Consider the following 21,342-nt stretch of genomic DNA (forward strand, 5'->3'; position numbering starts at 1 on the left):
GAATACTTTATAATATACAAAGTTGTATGAGGAGATAGATGATTATGAATCATGATGAATTATATAAAGCCTTGTGTAAGGTGCCAAGCGGCAAAGAAAAGTCTCGTGATAGAATTATTATTGAATTATATATGCGTTCCCAAGGAGCATCACAGAAGCAGTTAGTAGATGCTCTAAATATGCGTCCCGCTACTGTGTCGGAGCAGACAGATATTCTCATTGAATTGGGATATGTTACAAAACATATTGATTATATGGATAAACGTATATCTGTAGTTACTTTAACAGATGAGGGGAAACGGTTAGGCAAAACTCTTTTACATACATTTAACGAATTTCTTAATGTAATGTTCTCTGATTTATCGGATGAAGAACAGGAGAATTTATACCGCTTATTAGGTAAGTTAAAACGACCAATTATACGTAAATAATACGTAATTATTTGGATTATTAAAATAATATAGAAAATACTTGCTAACAGTACGTGATTTATGATACTATATTGCTGTTAATTTGAGACAGTCCGCTGCCTATAAGGTGTAGGTATTGAATGTCTGCAAACAGGAGGAAACAATGAACATTATTAACGTACTTGAACAAGAACAACTTCGTACAGACATCCCTACTTTCCGCGCTGGTGACACAGTTCGCGTACACGTAAAAGTAGTGGAAGGTACTCGTGAACGTATCCAAGTGTTCGAAGGTTTGGTAATTAAACGTCAAAACGGTGGCGTACGTGAAACTTTTACAGTTCGTCGTATTGCATCCGGTGTAGGTGTAGAACGTACATTCCCACTTCACAGCCCACGTTTAGCTAAAATCGAAGTTATGCGCCGTGGTGTTGTTCGTCGTGCTAAATTGTACTACTTACGTAACCTTACTGGTAAAGCTGCTCGTATTCGCGAAAAACGCTAATGTTCATAAAAGGCTGCCGTTGGCAGCCTTTTATTTTTGCTAAAATTAGATATAAATAGTTCTATTTTATTATTCTATGAATTAAAGAATTATAATAGAGGAATATAGAGCTGTAAAAAGATAAATATAAAATATACTAAGTATCTCTATGAGATGTATATAAAGTATGTAGAAAGGATATAAAATGGCAGATTCACCTATCGTACATTGGTTCCCTGGGCATATGGCGAAAGCTACTCGTATGATTACAGAGTACATCAAGAAGGTAGATGTTGTTATCGAGTTATTAGATGCGCGTATTCCTCGCTCTAGTGCGAATCCTGTAATCCTTGAACTCGTTGGTCAAAAACCACATATTGTACTGTTAAATAAAGTTGACTTAGCTGATCCTAAAGCCACAAAGGAATGGACTGAATTTTTTACTAAACAAGGCATTACAGTATTGGCTATCGATTCTAAATCTGGCAAAGGCAATAAAAAATTACTATCTACCGTAGAACGTCTAAGTAAACCTATCATTGATCGTTGGGTAGCGAAAGGTATTCGCAGTCGTTCTGTTAGGACTATCATCTTAGGCATTCCTAATGTTGGTAAATCTACATTGATTAACTCTTTGGCTGGTTCTGCTGCAACGCGTACAGCTAATAAGGCAGGTCATACACGTGGTCAACAGTGGGTTAAAATCGGTAAAAATCTTGAATTGCTTGATACACCAGGTGTATTATGGCCAAAATTAGAGGACCAACGTGCAGCGGCTCGCCTCGCTATGACAGGTGCCATTTCCGATGATGTTTATGATTTAGAGCATGTTATAAAACAACTATTAAATTACTTATTGACGAACACGCCAAATATTTTGGTAGAGCGTTATAAATTAAAAGAAGAAGAGATGACCGATGTTGATACGATTCTTGAAAGCATTGGACGTCGTCGAGGTTGTCTTGTAAGCGGTGGCATTGTAGATTTTGACAAGGCTCGCCGTATTATCTTGCAAGACTATCGCAATACTAAGTTAGGTACAATTACTCTCGATCAAGTTGATGAAGAACCGTACTACCCTGCAGATGGTGAGGAGAGTCATAATGGATAAGGATGTATTTTCTAAGTTAAAAGTAGCAGATATTAAAGCTCTCTTTGAAACTGAACAAGCCTTAGAGATTTTGTCTTTTGCTCAAGAGGATACTCGTAGTTCTGTACAGAAATTGGCTGCTTCTTATATTAAGCGTCAAGAAAAAGAGTTAAAAGAACAGCAACGCCTCATGGGTATGTATGACTATGAAGGCATGTTCTATGATCAAGGTATTTATCATGTGGCTGGTGTCGATGAAGTGGGGCGTGGTCCTATTGCGGGGCCTGTTACGGTAGCTGCTGTTATCTTGCCACCTATGACATTAATTCCAGGCCTTAATGACTCTAAAAAACTAACAGAGGAAAAACGAGAAACACTCTATGATATCATCATGGACGAAGCCGTTGCTGTTAGCTGTATTTCTTACGGTCCAGAAAAGATTGATGAGCTAAATATCTATGAAGCAACGCGACAAGCGATGTATGAGGCTATTCGTACGCTTAGCGTACCAGCTGAAGCAGTAGTAGCCGATGCTATGAAATTGCCTGATTTGAGGATTCCCGTTGAATCCATCATTAAAGGTGATAGCAAAAGCGCTAATATTGCTGCTGCATCCATCATTGCAAAGGTTACGCGAGATCGATATATGAAGAGCCTTGATGATGAGTTCCCTGGCTATGGCTTTGGTATTCATAAAGGTTACTATACGGAATTACATAAAGAAGCTATCGAGCAACAAGGGGTAACACCGCTTCATCGTAAGAGCTTTGAGCCTATTAAATCTATTGTGCGTTGGGTTAAACCTGACTAAATTTTAGTTATTTATATATGGATAATAAATTTATTTTATGATTAGACTATTAAGTTAAGTCCTATAGTCGTATTAGTTTTATTCGTTATATCATTATAAATTGCATATAGTTTATATCCGTAAAGAGGTTCCTATTGGTCACCTATGTGACTATTAGGAACCTCTTTTGTATTTACTTTTGTTACCTCCATAATTTACGCTACAAGTAAGTATTACCTGTTGAAAGATTAATATAGTATAGATATTAAATTCTATGAGTTGTTGTTGCAGATACACCTTATTAGGAGGTATATATGAAAACGATTAGTACTGGTAAAGCATTTAATGAACTCGATTCAAAAGAACTGGGCAAATGGGGGGAACGAGTAGCTACCAATTATATTGAAAAAATGGGACTTACGGTAGTAGATACAAATTATCGAACCCGTTTAGGCGAAATAGACATCATTGCTAAACGTGATTTAGTCTATCATTTTATAGAGATTAAAGCTCGCCGAGGTATGCAACATGGACTAGCACGTGAGGCAGTTACCAAGAAAAAACAAAAGCATATTAAACGAGCTGCTATGTTGTTTCTATATGATTTAAATCAAAAAAAGCGCCGTTGGAAGGAAATATCCTTTGATGTAATAGAGGTGTATTTGCACGAGGACTTTCAAAGTTCTATTCATTATTTACCACAGTGCTTTTAGTGAGGTCAGTTTATGTACGCAAAATTAAATGGAGCCACCTTACACGGCATTGATGGATGTATCATTACTGTAGAGGTTGATATATCACAAGGTTTGCCGGTCTTTGATATCGTTGGACTACCTAATCAATCTGTTAAAGAGGCTCGTGAACGAGTGCGAGCGGCCATTAAAAATAGTGGATACGAATTTCCAATGAGACGCATCGTAGTCAATTTAGCCCCGGCTACAATTCGTAAAAGTAGCGCTGGGCTCGATTTAGCAATCGCTTTAGGGGTTCTGCTTGCATCAGGACAGATAAATGGGCGTAAAGCTAAAATTTCGGCTTTATTTGATAAGAGTTTGTTTATGGGAGAGTTAGCGTTAGATGGTTCGTTATTACCGACCTTTGGGACTCTAGCTATGTCGCTAGCAGGATTAGATGCTAATTATTCAAAAATTTATACAAGTATTGAAAATAGTAAAGTGCTACAGTCTATTCCTAATTTAACTATATATGGTGGATCATCACTACAAGAAATTATTACTATTTTAGAGGAACAAATTAAGCCAAAGGTAGTTGATAAAAATAAACAAATAAGTATCAAAAAAGGAAAAGTAGATAAACACAATGCCAATAAATCAATTCTAGGGCCTTTAGAGTCTATGCCATTAACCGGAAGCAATGAAAATCTAGATACAATCAGTAAACCACAAGTAACTATGATTAGTAATAATTGTGTTGATACGTCTGTTACGGATGAAAGTATAACTATAAAGACTAATCAACCATATACAGTTGATTTTGGCGATGTACAAGGTCAAGAGTTAGGCAAACGAGCCATGCTCATCAGTGCTGCAGGTCATCATCATTGTATTATGATAGGGCCTCCAGGTGGGGGTAAAACGATGATGGCCGAACGATTGCCGACCATATTGCCTCCTATGACTTGGAATGAAATTGTTGAAGTGAGTCGTATACAAGATGTAATAGGTTTACTAGGTGATAATGGGCTAGTGAAATCTAGACCTTTTAGACATCCTCATCATACGGCAACTTTGGCTAGTATGGTCGGTGGAGGGATACAGGGACGTCCTGGAGAGGTAACATTAGCTCATGGAGGCGTATTATTTATGGATGAAGCGCCTGAGTTTCAACGCCAAGTAATCGATGCATTACGACAGCCTTTAGAGTCTAGAACGATTACTATAAATCGGTCTCAAGGAAATTATATATATCCAGCTAATTTTATTTGTATTCTTGCGGCCAATCCTTGTCCTTGTGGGTATTACCATGATCCTTATAAGGAATGTGTCTGTACAGAAACGATGGTTAAAAACTATCAGCAACGGTTATCAGGGCCGATTATGGATCGTATTGATTTGCATATTCCCGTTGAGAGACCGACCCTTGAACAGCTGTTAGATACATCATCTTCAAATATGACGAGTGAAAGTATGAGACAACAAGTTATCATGGCCACTGCTATGCAACAGAAACGATATGAAGGTTTTGACTTTAATTCGAATGGAGCAGTTCCCCATAAGGCAATTAGTGAACTATGCAATATTACAGATAAGGCTTGGAGTGTTTTAGGCAATATATTTGACCATTTTCATTTAAGTGGGCGAGCTTTTGATCGCATATTAAAGGTGGCTCGTACAATTGCTGATTTAGAAGAAAATCCAAAAGTAGAACCACATCATATTTCTGAAGCAATGTTATTTAGAACTGGCAAATAAAGTAATTATCTCATAAATTTAGTAGTTGTTTATTTGCCAAAAGTAGTTGTTTGATTCTATATAAAATTAATGATTATATACTTAGAAAGAATTACTAGGTGTTTATATGATTAGATACGATGACAATATTTATATTGCAGGATTACAAAGCTTATACAATGTTGGAGCCACATATGTAAGGCGTTTTATAGAGGATTTTGGATCCCCTTATGATGCGTGGCAAGCTATTAAGAATGTAGAAAACTTAAAATCTTATACATATATTTCTGCATCTGATAAACGTGCCATTTCAGCATCGGCTAAAGATGAAAAATTAGAGTATATTATCCATAAAGTAGACGAATACCAGATGGATTTTACTACCTTTTTAGACAAAGACTTTCCGTCTATTTTAAATCATATATATAATCCGCCAGCCATTTTATTTATGAGAGGTAATCGGGCACTCTTAGATGGACGCTTAAATCGTATTGCTATTGTTGGAGCAAGGAGTTGCTCCTTATATGGTCGGAATGTGGCGAGAATGCTCGGCAAGGAATTAGGTAAATATAGTACCATTATTGTTAGTGGTGGGGCGCGTGGTATAGACTCACATGGTCATGAAGGCCTTCTGGCTAGTCAGGGGTATGGAATCATTGTTATGGGATGTGGTTTAGATATTACCTATCCTCGAGAAAATGCAAAATTATTTGATCGTATATTACAAAATAATGGGTTACTTCTCTCCGAATACCCGCCAGGTACACCGCCGTCCGCAAAACATTTCCCAGCACGGAATCGTATCATTAGTGGATTATGCAGAGGTGTTATCGTAGTGGAGGCCAAGTCTAGTAGTGGTTCTTTGATTACGGCAGATATGGCGGTTAGTGAAGGTCGAGATGTATTTGTGGTACCATGTAATCTATTAGACCATACAGCAGATGGAAATAAATTCTTAATGAAAAATGGTGCATATGTACTTACTGGTTATGAGGATATAGTTGAACAATACCATTTAACAATGCGGGAATATTTTTCTAGTGAACATAAACTTTTACCAACAAATAATAAAGGTAATAAAGGCGTAAAAGCTAGCGTTCAAATAGGGAATCATAGTCAAAGTGTTGATAGAAAAGGGTGCTCTATGTTAAGCTTTAATGTGGATAGGAGTGTAATATTGAATGAAATACCTCATGATCGATGTATTACGGTTAGTGATATTTTGAAAGCGACTCGTATTCCATTACAACAACTACAGCCCTTATTACTAACATTAGAAATGGAAGGGGCTATAGAGAATCATCCGCCGAGAGGCTATATTAATATGACTAGGAGTGATATACTTGTCCATTAAACGATCTATCGTTATTGGCGAGCCGAAAGCAGCTAGTACTAGTAAAGATACAGAAAAGAAAAATACTAAGAAAGAGAGTACTACTATAAAGCGTAAGGTTACTAAAGAAGCCCTTACTCCAATGGGGATTGTACGGGATAAATCTGTACTACAAACTTCTGTGCCACCGGAGCAACGGGAACCTCGCGTATATAATCCGAACGGCAAAGTCTTGGTTATTGTAGAATCTCCTGCTAAATCTAAAACAATTGAAAAATTCTTAGGTCCTAACTATGTGGTAAAAGCAAGTATGGGCCATCTACGAGACTTGCCTAAATCTCAAATGGGCATCGATATAGAGCATGGCTTTACACCGCGCTACAGCAATCTTGTAACTCGTAAAAAGGTTATAGATGAACTCGTTTCCTATGCTGATGAAAGCAGTGCCGTATTGCTTGCAACTGACCCTGACCGCGAAGGGGAAGCCATTTCTTGGCACTTAGCGTACATTCTCAATGTAGATCCTAAGTCTACATGTCGTATTACGTTTAATGAAATCACTAAAAATGCCGTAGCAGAGGCTTTGGAGGCTCCACGTACCATCGATATGAATATGGTAGATGCTCAACAAGCGCGCCGTGTATTAGATCGTATCGTAGGCTATAAATTGAGTCCATTACTTTGGAAAAAAGTATGTAAGGGTCTCAGCGCTGGTCGTGTACAATCTGTAGCAGTTCGACTCATCTGTGAACGAGAGCGCGAAATCCAAGCCTTCGAACCACAAGAATATTGGACCATTAAAGGTAATTTTGAAACACCTAAAAAAGAATCTTTCACAGCGGAGTTGACACATATTAAAGGCGAGAAAATCGATATTACTACTGAAAGCGATGCACAAGCGGTGGTTGATGCTATTGGCGGTGAAGATGCAGTAGTGACAAATATTGAAAAGCGCAAACGTTCTCGTAAAGCGGCACCTCCGTTTACAACATCTACGTTGCAACAAGATGGTGTGCGTAAATTGAACTTTGGTGCTAAGCGTACGATGATGATTGCCCAACATTTATATGAAGGTTTAGAAATTGGCTCCTATGGCCACGTAGGTTTGATTACGTACATGCGTACAGACTCTACGCGTATTTCTAAAGAGATGCAAGTTATGGCTAAGGACTTTATTCTTCGTAACTATGGGGAGGAATATTATCCATCTAAACCAAATGTGTACGGTTCTAAAGGTTCTGCACAAGATGCGCATGAGGCGATTCGTCCTACATCTCTCGAGTTAACACCTAAAATGGTGGAACCATTCTTGAGTCGCGATGAACTTAAGCTATATACGTTGATTTGGAATCGTTTTATGGCGAGCCAAATGGCGCCTCAACAAAATGAATCCACAACGATTGAGTTGAATGTTAAAGATGACTATACCTTTAAAGCAACTGGCTCTCGTGTTATCTTCCCAGGTTTCAGTGCCGTTTATGAAGATGTGAAAAAAGAGGATGCACCTCAATTGCCAGCTCTGAAAAAGAATGATGCTGCCCATACGGTAGAGGTATTGCCTGAACAACATTTTACACAACCACCTCCACGTTACTCCGAGGCGAGTCTTATCAAGACATTAGAAGAACTTGGCATTGGTCGCCCTAGTACATACGCACCAATTCTAGATACTATCGTAAGCCGTAACTATGTGGAAAATACGAATAAACAATTCGTGCCTACTGAGCTAGGCTTTGTAGTGGTAGACTTCTTGATTACATATTTTGAAAAAATCATCAATACTGGCTTTACCCGTGATTTAGAAGAAGAACTTGATGCTATCGCATCTGGTAAGGATACGTATGTAAAAGTATTATCTGATTTCTACGAGGTCTTTGCGCAAGAACTAGAAGATGCAAGTGATGTAGACCGCATTGAAATTGCATCTATGGAAAGCGATGAGATATGTGAACTTTGTCATAGTCCAATGGTATATAAATTTGGTCGCTATGGTAAGTTCTTAGCATGCTCTAATTTTCCAGAATGTAAAAACACAAAACCTATTACAGTGGGAACTGGGGTAACGTGTCCTAAATGTAAAGAAGGGGAAATCGTAGAACGTAAGTCTCGTCGTGGACGCATTTTCTATGGCTGTAATCGATACCCACAATGTGACTTTACACTATGGGATAAACCAACCCATGATTTCTGTGAAACATGTGGTTCTATAATGGTTGAAAAGACATATAAAAATGGTACAGTTAAAAAGTTCTGTTCCAATGAAACTTGTCCGACTCGACCACCAAAGAAAACAAGAAAGAAAAAGAGCGAAGCTAGTGAAGAACCTGTAAAAGAATCTAAAAAGTCTAGTAAAGCTAAAAAAGAGGAAATTACAATTGAATAATAAAAATGTTATTGTTATTGGTGCAGGCCTTGCAGGCTCCGAAGCGGCTTGGCAACTTGCTAACCGTGGTATTCATGTAGACTTATATGAAATGCGCCCTGTGAAGAGTTCTCCGGCGCACCAAACAGATCAATTTGCAGAGCTCGTATGTAGTAACTCGTTGCGCGCTGGTAATATTGAAAATGCGGTAGGCCTTTTGAAAGAAGAAATGCGTCGTTTAGGTTCTATCATTATGGAATGTGCCGATGCAACTGCTGTACCTGCCGGTGGTGCATTAGCTGTTGATCGTCATTTATTTAGTGAAATGGTGACTAAGAAGGTAAAGAGCCATCCTAATATTACAGTTCATCACGAAGAGGTAACTGAGATTCCTACAGAGGGAACTGTTATCTTTGCTTCTGGTCCACTTACGTCTGAAGCATTAGGAGATAAGATTAAAGCCTTAACTGGTGAAACAGGCTTTTACTTCTACGATGCTGCTGCACCTATCGTAACGGCTGAATCTTTAAACTACGATAAAGTTTTTGCTGCTTCTCGTTATGACAAAGGCGATGCGGATTATCTTAACTGTCCTATGACAGAAGAGGAATATAAAGCGTTCTGGCATGAGCTTACAACAGCTGAAGCCGTACAGCCAAAGGATTTTGAAAAAGAAATCTACTTTGAAGGCTGTATGCCCGTAGAAATCATGGCGAGCCGTGGTGAAGATACATTACGTTATGGACCATTAAAGCCTGTAGGCTTAGTGGATAAACGTACCAATGAGGAATCTTACGCAGTGGTACAATTGCGTAAGGAAAATAAGGAAGGCACCATGTTTAACTTGGTAGGCTTTCAAACTCATTTAAAATGGGGCGAGCAAAAGCGTGTATTCGGTATGATTCCAGGCCTTGAAAATGCCGATTTCATTCGTTATGGTGTTATGCATCGCAATACATATATCAATTCTCCTGAGTTATTGAATCATGCATTCCAGCTTAAAAAGGAACCGCGTTTATTCTTTGCTGGTCAAATGACTGGAGTTGAAGGTTATTTAGAATCTGCTGCTAGTGGTCTAATGGTAGGCCTACAAGTAGACCGTTACTTAGAGGAACAACCATTTATTGAATTTCCTAAGACGACGGCTATCGGTTCCCTTAGTCACTATATTTCTAACTACGAAGGTTCAAATTTCCAACCAATGAACGTCAACTTTGGTATCATGGATCCATGGCCTCAAAAAGTACGCAAGAAAAAAGAAAAAAATGCACTGATTGCAAATCGTGCTTTAGAAGAACTGGATGCTCTAAAAGCTAAAGAAAATTTATAAGAAATAGCCTTTTAAGAAATAGTTTTATTTCAAAAAATAGTAAAAGTCCTACATTCATAGGTAAAACCCATGAGTGTAGGACTTTTTTGTTAAGTATTTTTGTATTTATTATTTACGTTTTTTAGTTTTTGTTGTTGATTCTGTAGCTACTATAACAGCTTGATTTTTCTTTTCAAGATAGCCTAGATAAATGAATACACAGATACCTACAATGATGGCTATTAAACTCGTCATTTGAGCAGATTTTAAACCTAGCGTTAAGTTTACGTAATCGCCACGTAAGAACTCTAAGAAGAAGCGAGCCGTAGAATAGAGAATGGCATATAGTACGAACACTTGGCCCTTAGCATGTTTGAAAGATCCAAATAATAGAAGGGCTACAAAGATGAGAATATCAATTTGACCTTCCCATACTTCGGCAGGCCAAAGCGGCTGATTACCGTAGGTGCGATAGGCAAGGGTACTTTCAGGATAGATAATACCATAATTACCACCCGTAGGATGACCGAAAGCATCACCGTTTAAAAGGTTTGCCATACGGCCTACCGATTGAGCTAAAATCAATGCAGGGGCAAATAAATCGGCAAAAGCCCAAAAGTCAATTTTGTTTTTACGAAGATACCAATAGCCAGCAATTGTGCCTAGTACCACGCCACCTTGAATGGCCATACCTCCTTGCCAAACAAAGGGAATTTCTAATAAATGATTACCGTAATAATCCCAATCAAAGAAGAATACGTCCCATAGACGAGCACCGATGAGACCAGCTACGGCTACAGTAATGGAAAAGTCGATGATGTGTTCATGCCAACCGCGGCCATCCTTTTTCAAAAGTACATAGGCAACAGAGGCACCACAAATGATAGCCAAAGCTAACATGGTACCATAGGCTCTAATAGGGAAGTCCCCTATGAAAAATAAATATTGATGCATACAAAACTCCTTATGTGATAATTTTTTATTAGTACATAAATTAAATTATAAATTACATATATCCTTCATGCAAGAAAAGAGATGAACTATATATAATATGGTATAATATAGAGATTGGTATTGTATCCCAGTATGGGACCTAGAATTAGGAGAGTACATGATTCGTAAATCTACTATTATAAAATCATTAACAGCTTTAGTAATGTCTGCATTATCTAGTACAATCGTACAAGCAGAGGTATTGGTACCATTAGATCAATTTTTAGCCACTACTACACGTCATTACGAAGCAAATCAATATAAAACAGCATATACAGTATATATTCCACAAAGTGAATTACAAGGTGATACGGTTATTTTAAATCCTGCAGCCGTAGGTGAACCTGTTAAATTGCCCATTACCAAAAAAGATGGTATATCCTATGTAGATATTGAGTCTGAGCCAGCTATGCTGGGTGTTAGTTATACAAAAAATAATGGTCAACTTATTTTAGGACCTGCACCAGAAGCATCTACGGTGAAAGCACCTTATACATTGCAAACACCATTGGCTTGGGCTTTTGATCCATGGACAACAGAGGGAATTCCGTATCAGGCAAAACTCAATACGAGTGGTGATAATATTATTTCTCCAAGTTGGTTTAAATTGCATAGCTTAGGTTTAGAAGCAAGTTCAAATGTAAATATTGATTATGTGAAAGCGTATAAGGATAAAGGCTATCATATTTGGCCGTTAATTACTAATCGGTTTGACTCTAATTTTACAAGTGGTATTTTGTCGGATCAATCGGTATGGAAGAAATTTGCTCATAACCTTGTTCAATATGCCTATATATATGGGTTTGATGGTTATAACTTTGACTTTGAAAACATTAATTATGCTGATCGTGATCGTTTAACAACATTTGTAGCATATTTGTCTAATCATTTACATCAGTATAATATTAAAACTTCTATCGATGTGACTGGCTATTCTGATAGTCCAGAATGGTCATTAGTGTATAACCGTAAAGCTTTGGCAGATACAGTAGATTATGTAGTTCTTATGGCGTATGACGAAACTTGGGCTAAGAGTACTACTGCAGGTCCTGTTGCAAGTTATCCTTGGGTCCGTAGCCATACAGAAAGAATGCTATCTGAAGTTCCTTCTCAAAAGTTAATATTAGGCGTACCATTCTATATGCGCTTATGGCATGAAACGAATGGTTATGCAAAAAGCGAGACATTGGCTATGAAGAATACAAGTAATTACTTTGCTAATTACAGAGATAAAATGACTTGGGACGATCGATTAAAGTTATACTATTTATCTATTCCAACAGCTTCTGGTTCAGATCGTATTTGGTTTGAAGATAATACATCGTTAGGCTTAAAACTTGATCTGGTAAAAGAATTACACCTTGGTGGGTTTGCAGCATGGCGTAAAGGGTTTGAAGATATTTCTACGATTACTATGATTCAAGAAAAAGACTTAGGACGTGGTATTCCTAAATCTCCTACAGCAGTTGTTCCTGAACCTGTAGTTCAAGAAGCTAAACCATTAACAAAGCTTGAACAATACAAATTACGCTTAGAAGAAAAAGAAAAAGAAAAAGCAGCTAAAGCGGAAGCAAAACGGAAAGCTAAAGAAGAGAAAGAAGCTGCTAAACGCAAAGCAAAAGAAGAAGTTGAAAAAGTAAAAGCTGAGAAAAAACGCTTAGAAGAAGAGGCTAAAGCTAGAAAAGAACACAATAAACAAACTGTTAAAGAGCAAAATGATTTATATACTAGTCATAGTTCTGATCAAAATACAAGCCCTAAAAATGATTTAATAAAAACTATTCAAGTCGTAAAACGCTAGTGTTTGACTGCTTTTACAGTACGTAGTAAAATAAAAATATTAATTATAAAATGGCAACCTATGAGGTTGACCATATGAGGAGGCCCCTACATGAACGAAAAGTATGTAGCCCAAGATATTGAAAAAAAGTGGCAACAGTATTGGGAAGATAACCATACATTTAAAACAGAATATGATGAATCTAAAGAAAAATACTATGTATTAGAAATGTTCCCGTACCCATCTGGTAACTTACACATGGGTCACGTGCGTAACTATTCCATCGGTGACGTAGTAGCTCGTTTCAAAAAAATGAAGGGCTTCAACGTGTTGCATCCAATGGGCTGGGACTCCTTTGGTATGCCTGCTGAAAACGCGGCGATTAAACATGGCATAGCACCTAAAACATGGACTCTTGATAACATCGAGAACATGAAATTGCAACAAAAAGCACTTGGTTTGTCCTATGATTGGGACCGCGAAGTAGCAACATGTAAAGAAGATTACTATAAATGGACTCAATGGTTTTTTGAACAGTTTTATAAAAAAGGCTTAGCCTATAAAAAGGAAGCAAAAGTAAACTGGTGTGAAACTTGTCATACTGTATTGGCAAATGAACAAGTTATCGATGGTGCTTGTTGGCGCTGTGATAACCCTGTTGAGAAAAAAGATTTGTCACAATGGTTTTTACGCATCACTGAATATGCGGATCGCTTGTTAGCTGATTTAGATACTCTAGATCATTGGCCACAACGTGTTAAGTTGATGCAAAAGAACTGGATTGGTCGTTCTGAAGGTACAGAATTTTCCTTTGAAGTGCCATCCATCAATGAACGCGTATCTGTGTATACTACACGTGTTGATACTATTTACGGCGTAAGCTATATAGTATTGGCTCCTGAACATCCATATGTGGAACGCCTCATTGAAAATGCTCCTAATAAAACTGAATTAGAAGCTTTCATTACACGTATGCGCAATATGAGCGATATCGACCGTACATCTACAGAGGCACCTAAAGAAGGTATGTTTACTGGGTCTTATGCAGTAAACCCAATGTCTGGCGAACAAGTTCCTGTGTGGATTGCAAACTATGTATTGGTAGACTATGGTACTGGTGCTGTAATGGGTTCCCCTGCACATGATGAACGCGACTGGGAATTTGCTCATAAATATGATTTGCCTATTAAACAAGTCGTAACTCGTGAAGGTGAAGAATACAGCCTTGAAAAATGGCAAGAATGGTATCATGAAGATGGTATCCTCGTTAACTCTGGTGAATATAATGGCCAAACATCTGAAGAGGCTCGTAAAAATATCACGGCAGCTCTTAATGAACGCGGCATTGGTGAAGGTAAGGTAAACTTCCGTCTTCGTGACTGGTTGATTTCTCGTCAACGTTACTGGGGCGTGCCAATTCCTGTAGTATACTGTGAAACTTGTGGTGAACAACTCGTTCCTGAAGAAGAGTTGCCAGTACGCTTGCCAGAGGATGTTAAATTTGAATCTGGTGCTGTATCTCCATTGGCTACATCTGAAAGCTTCTTAAATACTACATGTCCTAAATGTGGTGGCCCTGCACGTCGTGAAACAGACACGATGGACACATTTATCGATTCCTCTTGGTACTTCTTGCGTTATACAGACGCTAAAAACGACCAAGCTCCATTCGATAAAAAAATTGCTAATTACTGGATGAATGTTGACCAATATATCGGCGGTATTGAACATGCTATCTTGCATTTATTGTACTCTCGATTCTTTGTGAAAGTTATTCACGATTTAGGCCTTATCGATGCAAATGAACCATTCCGTGGCTTGTTGACACAAGGTATGGTTCTTAAAGAAGGCAGTAAAATGTCTAAATCTAAAGGTAATGTAGTTTCTCCTGAAGAAATTATCAATACTTATGGTGCAGATACTGCTCGCTTGTTTATTCTATTCGCAGCGCCTGTAGATCGTGACCTTGATTGGTCTGACCAAGGTGTTGAAGGTTCCTATCGTTTCTTAGGCCGTGTATGGCGTATTGTTGATGCGTACAACGAAGAGGCTAAGAAAAATGTAACTGGTGATCTTACAAAAGACGAATTCGGATTGCGTCGTGAATTACACCGTGTTATCAAAAAGGTTACGGAAGACTTAGATAATAATTTCAACTTTAATACAGCGATTTCTGCCATCATGGAACTTGTAAATGCTATGTATGCTCATAAGGATAAAGCAGAAACAATCAATAGTGCATTAGCTAATGAATTGACACATTCCTTATTGCTTCTTTTAGCGCCATTTGTGCCTCATATTACAGAAGAATTGTGGCATGAATTGGGTGAAACTACATCCATTCACACAGAAAAATGGCCTGTATATGAAGAATCTGCTCTCGTTGTAGACGAAGTAGAAGTAGTCTTGCAAGTAAATGGTAAAGTTCGTGATAAACTTACTGTTTCCGTAAATATTACAAAAGAAGAATTAGAAACATTGGCCAAAGAATCTAGCCGTGTTCAAGAATTTATAGAAGGTAAGAATATCGTAAAAGTTATTTACGTACCTGGTAAACTTGTAAATATCGTTGTTAAATAAGGATATTCTATTTGTTTAATATTGTAAGCCCCCAACTACATAGGTAGAAGGGGGCTTATTTTAAGTGAGGTAATTATGGCAAAACGTAGCGATTATATTTCCTGGGATGAATACTTCATGGGTGTTGCCATTTTGGCAGCACAACGTTCTAAGGATCCAAATACACAAGTTGGTGCATGTATTGTTAGTAATGATAATAAAATCTTGTCCATTGGTTATAATGGTATGCCTTTGAATTGCAGTGATGATGATTTCACATGGGAACGTGATACAGCTGATGATAACAAATATTTCTATACTGTACATAGCGAACTCAATGCAATCTTAAATTATCGTGGCGGTTCTCTAGAGGGCTCTAAAATATATGTAACGCTTTTCCCATGTAATGAATGTGCGAAAGCCATCATTCAAAGTGGTATTAAAGCCGTTATCTATCGCGATGATCTCTATAAGGATACAAAAGAAGTAAAAGCATCCAAACGGATGTTGAAAACCGCAGGTGTAGACATTATTGAATACAAATCTACAGGCCGCACATTGAATATTACATTGTGATATAATAATTTTTTACCACTTATAAGAACCCCTATATACAAGCGTATATAGGGGTTCTTTTATATGTAGTTTTCTATTATAAATTGATATCAACCAGATCCGTTAGATTGAACGTACAGTTTTTACTATCATCCAATGTAGGATTACACTGTAGTCATGTTTATACTTGTAAATGGCCATCAATCATAATGTCTACTTCTTGACCGTCACGAGTGTAGCCTTTAATATTCATATGTTCATGACCAATCATAAAGTCTACATGTGTTAAGGAGTAGTTAAGGCCACGTTCTTTTAATTCTTCTTCAGATAAACCATCACTATCTTTGAGGCATGTAGGATAAGATGCACCAATCGCTAAATGGCAGGATGCATTTTCATCAAACAATGTTTCGTAGAAAATTTGGTTAGATTGGCTAATTGGGCTGAAGTGGTCCACCAAAGCAACTTCGCCGAGGTAGAGGGAACCTTCATCGGTTTCTATTAACTCTTTTAATACTTCATAACCTTCTTTTGCAGTATAATCAACGATTTTACCTTCTTTGAAAGTAAAGGAGAAATCAGAAATAGTATTACCCTGGTAAATTAAAGGTTTTGTGCTGTATACAATACCATTAACACCATTATATTGGGGTGCGGAGAAAACTTCCTCTGTAGGAATATTGGCATTAAAAATAGTGCCATCTTTTGAAGATTCTTCACCACCTAGCCATATATGACCTTCTGGTAATTCTAATAAGAGGTCAGTACCATTTTCACAAGTATACCGCAATGCCTTTAAGTCAAATTTATTCAATGCTTCACAGCGGTGACGCAATTTTGCCATGTGATGACGATATGTGTCTTTCGGTTCTACACCTTCAATACGGCAAAGTTTTAATAGGGTAGTCCATAGTTGTTCAATTTTCTCTTCATCTGTACCTTCATAGCCAAGTAAATCTGCCCATAGAACAGTTGGTACAGAAGCAACGCACCATGTAACAGAGGAGTTCATAATCGCTGTATGGTAGAAGGATAAAGCTTTATTTAAGTTACGCGATTGTAGTGAAATACGATTTGTTGGAATACCTTCTAACGCTTTTGGGTTCGCACTAATCAAAGATAAGAAAGCGGCTTTATCATCGATGTATTGCTTGTAGAATTCAGGAATCCAGTTAGCCGGTCTTTCTAATACAGATTCCTTAGCATGTAATAAACGTTGACGAGCGATTGGAGAACATCTCCAGTTGAGGACAACCTCTTTGGCACCTAATTCATATGCTTCTTCTGTGACGATAACTGCAAAGTCTTTGTTTTCCACATCTACAGAAATAACAAGAGTTTGATCTTCTTGTAAATTTACGCCATATTTTAACAAGGTATGTGCATATTTTTTTAATGTTTCTTGATTCATTGTATCTCCTTATATTCGACATCAATTATGAAACTCCTGCTGGTGTGACCAATAGAGTCAACGGTAGGAGTTTACTTTTTCATAGGGAATTCTTTCAGTAGGAGGTGCACTATGAAAGTAAAATTGAATCCATATATAACAATTATATTAATCCTATGTGTTTTAGTAGGAATTTATTTCCTATGGCCTATTATAACAGATGAAAGCGATTCTGTCTTAGTTGAAGGAGCAATAGATGGAAATTCTTCTATATCAACTGTTGAACAAACATCCAACAAACCTATAGCTTATATTACGGGCGCCGTAGTTTCACCTGGTTTATATGAGTTTGAAAGTAGTGCTACTGTAGGTGATGTAGTTCAGTTAGCAGGTGGGCTATTACCTTATGCTGATGTAGAATCAGTCAATATGGCAAAGTCGGTTAATGCGGGAGATCATATCCACATAGTATTTAACTTCCACGGTAATCCAGAGGTTTTATTGCGCGGTAACAAAATTAATATCAATACAGCTTCTGCAAAAGAGCTTGATGCATTACCAGGCATAGGACCCGCTATGGCAAAAAGAATTGAAGAGTATCGTTCACAAAAAGGACCCTTTACATCCGTTGAAGGTATCAAGGGGGTGAAGGGCATCGGTGATGGCGTATTTAAGAAGATTAAAGATAAAATTACAATCTAAATTTAGGAATACAGAACGAGCGTTTGAGGAATCAATCTTCAATACTCAAGTATTAGTTAATACAAAGCCATTTATAACTTATAGCCAATGGGCACATACTATATTGGGATCTATAATAATTGGCACTATATTAGGATATGGTAAATATTATCCCGTACTTAGTCAAATGCATTATATTTTTGCGATTGCCTTAGCTATTATTGGTGTAACTGTTATTAAAATAATGCAATCATATTGTAGGTGGCGTTTATATGCCAATTTATTAATATTAGTTTTTGCTGCAATGGGATTATCCTATTATCAAACAGACTTACGAATTATTAACTATAACAGCTATACATCTTTCTATTTACAGCAAGAAGGAGAATATTTTGGCACTGTCGTATCATATCCTGAATTAGTAACTATCGATAAACAGGAATATTACAAATATAATGTAGAGTTACATGGATTACATCCCTATAAAGATACTGCTAAAAACGACTATATTAAGGCGCAGGGTCGATTACAGATTTACTCAAAGGTATCTACTACAAAGTATTTAATACGGCTAGGGGATCAAGCAATAATTGAAGGTACACCAAAAAGTTTATTTCTCATCGAAGAGGAAGGACGCATTAATCTTAGAGGTAGATATATGAGCTCTAATACAAGAGGTCGAATCTATGATGGTGTATATCGATCTGCTACTAATAAAGATTTACAAGCATTCCACTTTAAAGAAACATTTTCTGAAAAACTATATGGAAAAAGTTTATATTTATGTGGTCAAATACGAGAATCTATTGAAAAAAATATTGCTAGTAATCTAGATGGTCCACAAAAGGTATTAGCACAAGCCTTATGCTTGGGTGGTCATTATAGTGAGCTAGGGGAAGAGCGAATGAAAGATTTTGCTTATACGGGTCTCATCCACATTTTATCTATCTCTGGCTCACATATTGCACTGCTATTAGCCTTAATTTACGGTTTAGGAAGACTCGTTAAATTACGGAAGCGCACATGCTTAATTTTAGGTATATTAGTAGCTTGTATATATTGCTGTATCGTTGGTGGAGATGCACCTGTTATACGTGCAACGATGATGAGTATACTCATGTGCATGGCTTATGTAAAAGGACGATTATATCAAGCTAAACAGGCTTTATGTATATGCGCTATTCTATGTCTTGTATATGATCCTTTTTCTTTGTTTGATGTAAGCTTTCAACTATCCTTTGGTGCAACCTATGGTTTACTTATATGGGGGAAGGTATTATACGACCGTATTCAATGGCTACCAAAATGGATTAAAACACCCCTTGTGTTATGTGTGTCAGCACAGTTGCTCATCTTGCCGCTACAGCTGTATTACTTTCACTATATTAGTATTGCTAGTTTGTTAGCAGCTTGCATAGTAGCACCTATATTAGATATATCCATCATTTTAATCTTTATAAGCACTGTTATTAGCTATGTAATGTCTATATCGTTTCTATGGTCTTTGATAGATGCACTATTACGCATATCGTTATATTTAAATCATGTCTTAGGGCGTAGTGGTAGTTTACTTTGGCTTGGTATGATGCATCTTTATTGTGTTTATGTATATTATACTTTACTAGGTCTGTTTACGTACTTTTTGACACATAAGAAAAAGTATACTGTATATGTAGTGATGTCCTTATTATGTATGGTTGCAAACTTTGGTGCTTCATACTATGTGACTCAGCATAACAAGGATACAGTAATCCATTATATTCCTATGAAGCAGTGTAATGTGCTGCTGTGCATAGCACCAAACCATGAACAGGCATATTTGTTAATCGATGCACCAGATTATATTAAAACGATACCTAATGAAAGACTAATTAATCAAACTATTAGGGCATATGGCATGAATCCTAAAATGGTAAAAGTCAAGTACTTTCACAGTAACGGTTCGGCAAGGGGAATATATAAAAATGGTATGAACCAAATAGTCGTATATAATGGACAAAGTAGAGAAAAAAATCTAAAATTAAATGATAAGGCTAATGTTTTATTTATAACGAGTCGATTTAGTGTAATGAATGAAATTGATTGTATTTCACCGCGTAGTACTGTTTTGTTCAGTAGTCCTCATGGTGCTTTACGCGATGTGGATCCATCATCAGAACATATGTATATAATGGGATACAGCTTTATTAAAGATATCTATCTGTGAAAGGAGGGAATATGGCACATATTCAACTCATCTATGGTGACGAACCACAATTAATTGAAGAAGAAAAACGTAAATTTTTAAGTGCCTATCCAGACCTTCCAGTGACTGTATTAGATGATGAGGCGGGCCCACAAAAAATAAGCGAAAAACTATGTGAAGATTCACTTTTTGGCGATCAAAAGGTATTCTGTTTAGTTAATTTGCCCATCATTCGTAAAAGTGGCAAAAATAGTGATGCTTGGGTTCCATTGTATGAACTCCTCATGGAATATAATGGAGATAATCCTATCGTTTTGATCTATCATGATATGATTGATAAACGGATCAAGCAGAATAAAGAGATTTTAGAAAAAATACCAAATCATCAATGTAAGCGTCTTGAAGGGGCAGACCTCGTGATGTGGATACGTCAGTACTGTACGTCTAACGGCTTTAAAATGACGCCTGATGCACAGGAATATGTGGCTCATCTCATTGATTTGTGGCAAGAGGTACCTGTTTCTTTTATGAGAACTGAGTTTGACCGTTATTTTTTACAAATTACTGGGGAAAAGGTTATTACCAAAGAATTTCTCGAAGAAAACGGTAGTGACTATGGAGCCAAAAACATTTTTACTTTTAAAGAGGCTCTATTAAAAAGAGATATCGATACATTACTTGAACTATTTCCATTTATGTTCGGCTATAAAGAATTAGACCGTGCTATGAGCTATATTGAGGGGCAATTACGTTTACAGTTGCTAGTTAGCGAATGTCGCCAAGTGGGTATGTCTGTTCAAGCCATACAAAACTTATGTAAGGATCATGATTCGTCATTTAAACCATATCCGATTAAGCTAGCTTACGAGGCGAGTCCGAGAATTTCAATTAAGGCTCTACGAGCTTTATTAAAAGGGCTTTATGAGATTATATTAGATAGCCGTAGCAGCAAGGGCGATATTTGGCGATTTAGAGATTTATGTATTACCTACTGTGGGTATAAGGGATAA

Annotated in this window: 17 protein-coding genes; 15 read left to right on the forward strand and 2 right to left on the reverse strand. The window is 37.2% G+C overall.

Going from position 1 to position 21,342, the window contains the following annotated elements; genetic code table 11:
• Positions 1-44 precede the first annotated feature (44 nt).
• From ACLRYO_RS02065 to trmFO, 9 genes are all read left to right on the forward strand, one after another.
• A complete protein-coding gene (locus tag ACLRYO_RS02065; RefSeq protein ID WP_077708654.1) occupies positions 45-431 on the forward strand; it encodes a MarR family winged helix-turn-helix transcriptional regulator in 387 nt (128 codons plus the stop codon).
• A gap of 142 nt (positions 432-573) precedes the next feature.
• Positions 574-915, forward strand: coding sequence for a 50S ribosomal protein L19 (gene rplS, locus ACLRYO_RS02070; protein WP_004695921.1), 342 nt, complete (start codon positions 574-576; stop codon positions 913-915).
• 184 nt (positions 916-1,099) lie between these two features.
• The gene (ylqF, locus tag ACLRYO_RS02075; RefSeq protein WP_060919830.1) at positions 1,100-2,005 is read left to right on the forward strand and encodes a ribosome biogenesis GTPase YlqF; all 906 of its coding nucleotides are present in this window, start codon (positions 1,100-1,102) and stop codon (positions 2,003-2,005) included.
• Complete coding sequence (locus ACLRYO_RS02080; RefSeq protein ID WP_077708449.1) at positions 1,998-2,795, forward strand: ribonuclease HII; 798 nt, start codon at positions 1,998-2,000, stop codon at positions 2,793-2,795. The genes ylqF and ACLRYO_RS02080 overlap by 8 nt, the downstream gene beginning before the upstream one ends.
• Before the next feature lie 293 nt (positions 2,796-3,088).
• Positions 3,089-3,487 (forward strand): YraN family protein, encoded by a 399-nt coding sequence (locus tag ACLRYO_RS02085; RefSeq protein WP_004696986.1) that lies wholly within the window; start codon positions 3,089-3,091, stop codon positions 3,485-3,487.
• A 12-nt stretch (positions 3,488-3,499) separates the two neighbouring features.
• The gene (locus tag ACLRYO_RS02090) at positions 3,500-5,206 is read left to right on the forward strand and encodes a YifB family Mg chelatase-like AAA ATPase (protein WP_077708448.1); all 1,707 of its coding nucleotides are present in this window, start codon (positions 3,500-3,502) and stop codon (positions 5,204-5,206) included.
• Between the two features lie 106 nt (positions 5,207-5,312).
• Positions 5,313-6,539, forward strand: coding sequence for a DNA-processing protein DprA (gene dprA / locus ACLRYO_RS02095; protein ID WP_077708447.1), 1,227 nt, complete (start codon positions 5,313-5,315; stop codon positions 6,537-6,539).
• Positions 6,529-8,901: a type I DNA topoisomerase gene (gene topA, locus ACLRYO_RS02100; protein WP_278451628.1), complete on the forward strand. Its 2,373-nt coding sequence runs from the start codon at positions 6,529-6,531 to the stop codon at positions 8,899-8,901. Before dprA ends, topA begins: the two co-directional genes overlap by 11 nt.
• Positions 8,894-10,210: a methylenetetrahydrofolate--tRNA-(uracil(54)-C(5))-methyltransferase (FADH(2)-oxidizing) TrmFO gene (gene trmFO, locus ACLRYO_RS02105; protein ID WP_413084649.1), complete on the forward strand. Its 1,317-nt coding sequence runs from the start codon at positions 8,894-8,896 to the stop codon at positions 10,208-10,210. The genes topA and trmFO overlap by 8 nt, the downstream gene beginning before the upstream one ends.
• Before the next feature lie 108 nt (positions 10,211-10,318).
• On the opposite strand, the gene lgt is transcribed toward trmFO, so the two are convergent.
• Positions 10,319-11,143 (reverse strand): prolipoprotein diacylglyceryl transferase, encoded by an 825-nt coding sequence (gene lgt, locus ACLRYO_RS02110; protein WP_008713970.1) that lies wholly within the window; start codon positions 11,141-11,143, stop codon positions 10,319-10,321.
• A 157-nt stretch (positions 11,144-11,300) separates the two neighbouring features.
• On the opposite strand from lgt, the gene ACLRYO_RS02115 reads away from it, so the two are divergent.
• The 3 genes from ACLRYO_RS02115 (at position 11,301) to ACLRYO_RS02125 (ending at position 16,097) form a co-directional block, all read left to right on the forward strand.
• Positions 11,301-12,983 (forward strand): glycosyl hydrolase family 18 protein, encoded by a 1,683-nt coding sequence (locus tag ACLRYO_RS02115; RefSeq protein WP_060919823.1) that lies wholly within the window; start codon positions 11,301-11,303, stop codon positions 12,981-12,983.
• Positions 12,984-13,073: 90 nt separating this feature from the next.
• Positions 13,074-15,542 carry a leucine--tRNA ligase gene (gene leuS / locus ACLRYO_RS02120; RefSeq protein ID WP_120054806.1) on the forward strand — a complete coding sequence of 823 codons (2,469 nt, stop codon included), beginning with the start codon at positions 13,074-13,076 and terminating at the stop codon, positions 15,540-15,542.
• A gap of 75 nt (positions 15,543-15,617) precedes the next feature.
• Complete coding sequence (locus ACLRYO_RS02125) at positions 15,618-16,097, forward strand: deoxycytidylate deaminase (RefSeq protein WP_004695896.1); 480 nt, start codon at positions 15,618-15,620, stop codon at positions 16,095-16,097.
• 160 nt (positions 16,098-16,257) lie between these two features.
• On the opposite strand, the gene ACLRYO_RS02130 is transcribed toward ACLRYO_RS02125, so the two are convergent.
• Positions 16,258-17,487: an aminopeptidase gene (locus ACLRYO_RS02130; protein WP_120054805.1), complete on the reverse strand. Its 1,230-nt coding sequence runs from the start codon at positions 17,485-17,487 to the stop codon at positions 16,258-16,260.
• 111 nt (positions 17,488-17,598) lie between these two features.
• On the opposite strand from ACLRYO_RS02130, the gene ACLRYO_RS02135 reads away from it, so the two are divergent.
• From ACLRYO_RS02135 to holA, 3 genes are read left to right on the forward strand one after another with little or no spacing between them, the layout of a single operon-like run.
• The gene (locus tag ACLRYO_RS02135; RefSeq protein ID WP_120054804.1) at positions 17,599-18,168 is read left to right on the forward strand and encodes a helix-hairpin-helix domain-containing protein; all 570 of its coding nucleotides are present in this window, start codon (positions 17,599-17,601) and stop codon (positions 18,166-18,168) included.
• The gene (locus ACLRYO_RS02140; protein ID WP_120054803.1) at positions 18,125-20,353 is read left to right on the forward strand and encodes a ComEC/Rec2 family competence protein; all 2,229 of its coding nucleotides are present in this window, start codon (positions 18,125-18,127) and stop codon (positions 20,351-20,353) included. The genes ACLRYO_RS02135 and ACLRYO_RS02140 overlap by 44 nt, the downstream gene beginning before the upstream one ends.
• Before the next feature lie 11 nt (positions 20,354-20,364).
• Positions 20,365-21,342 carry a DNA polymerase III subunit delta gene (holA, locus tag ACLRYO_RS02145; protein ID WP_120054802.1) on the forward strand — a complete coding sequence of 326 codons (978 nt, stop codon included), beginning with the start codon at positions 20,365-20,367 and terminating at the stop codon, positions 21,340-21,342.

This window comes from Veillonella parvula, assembly GCF_047241225.1.
Taxonomy (GTDB): domain Bacteria; phylum Bacillota; class Negativicutes; order Veillonellales; family Veillonellaceae; genus Veillonella; species Veillonella parvula_O.

Excerpts from the sequence above, each read along its gene's own strand:
- ACLRYO_RS02125 (WP_004695896.1), top strand. The coding sequence starts at position 15,618 with ATGGCAAAACGTAGCGATTATATTTCCTGGGATGAATACTTCATGGGT.
- rplS (WP_004695921.1), top strand. The coding sequence starts at position 574 with ATGAACATTATTAACGTACTTGAACAAGAACAACTTCGTACAGACATC.
- ACLRYO_RS02085 (WP_004696986.1), top strand. The coding sequence starts at position 3,089 with ATGAAAACGATTAGTACTGGTAAAGCATTTAATGAACTCGATTCAAAA.
- ACLRYO_RS02130 (WP_120054805.1), bottom strand. The coding sequence starts at position 17,487 with ATGAATCAAGAAACATTAAAAAAATATGCACATACCTTGTTAAAATAT.
- dprA (WP_077708447.1), top strand. The coding sequence starts at position 5,313 with ATGATTAGATACGATGACAATATTTATATTGCAGGATTACAAAGCTTA.
- ACLRYO_RS02115 (WP_060919823.1), top strand. The coding sequence starts at position 11,301 with ATGATTCGTAAATCTACTATTATAAAATCATTAACAGCTTTAGTAATG.
- ACLRYO_RS02090 (WP_077708448.1), top strand. The coding sequence starts at position 3,500 with ATGTACGCAAAATTAAATGGAGCCACCTTACACGGCATTGATGGATGT.
- ACLRYO_RS02135 (WP_120054804.1), top strand. The coding sequence starts at position 17,599 with ATGAAAGTAAAATTGAATCCATATATAACAATTATATTAATCCTATGT.
- ACLRYO_RS02065 (WP_077708654.1), top strand. The coding sequence starts at position 45 with ATGAATCATGATGAATTATATAAAGCCTTGTGTAAGGTGCCAAGCGGC.
- ACLRYO_RS02080 (WP_077708449.1), top strand. The coding sequence starts at position 1,998 with ATGGATAAGGATGTATTTTCTAAGTTAAAAGTAGCAGATATTAAAGCT.
- holA (WP_120054802.1), top strand. The coding sequence starts at position 20,365 with ATGGCACATATTCAACTCATCTATGGTGACGAACCACAATTAATTGAA.
- lgt (WP_008713970.1), bottom strand. The coding sequence starts at position 11,143 with ATGCATCAATATTTATTTTTCATAGGGGACTTCCCTATTAGAGCCTAT.
- ylqF (WP_060919830.1), top strand. The coding sequence starts at position 1,100 with ATGGCAGATTCACCTATCGTACATTGGTTCCCTGGGCATATGGCGAAA.
- leuS (WP_120054806.1), top strand. The coding sequence starts at position 13,074 with ATGAACGAAAAGTATGTAGCCCAAGATATTGAAAAAAAGTGGCAACAG.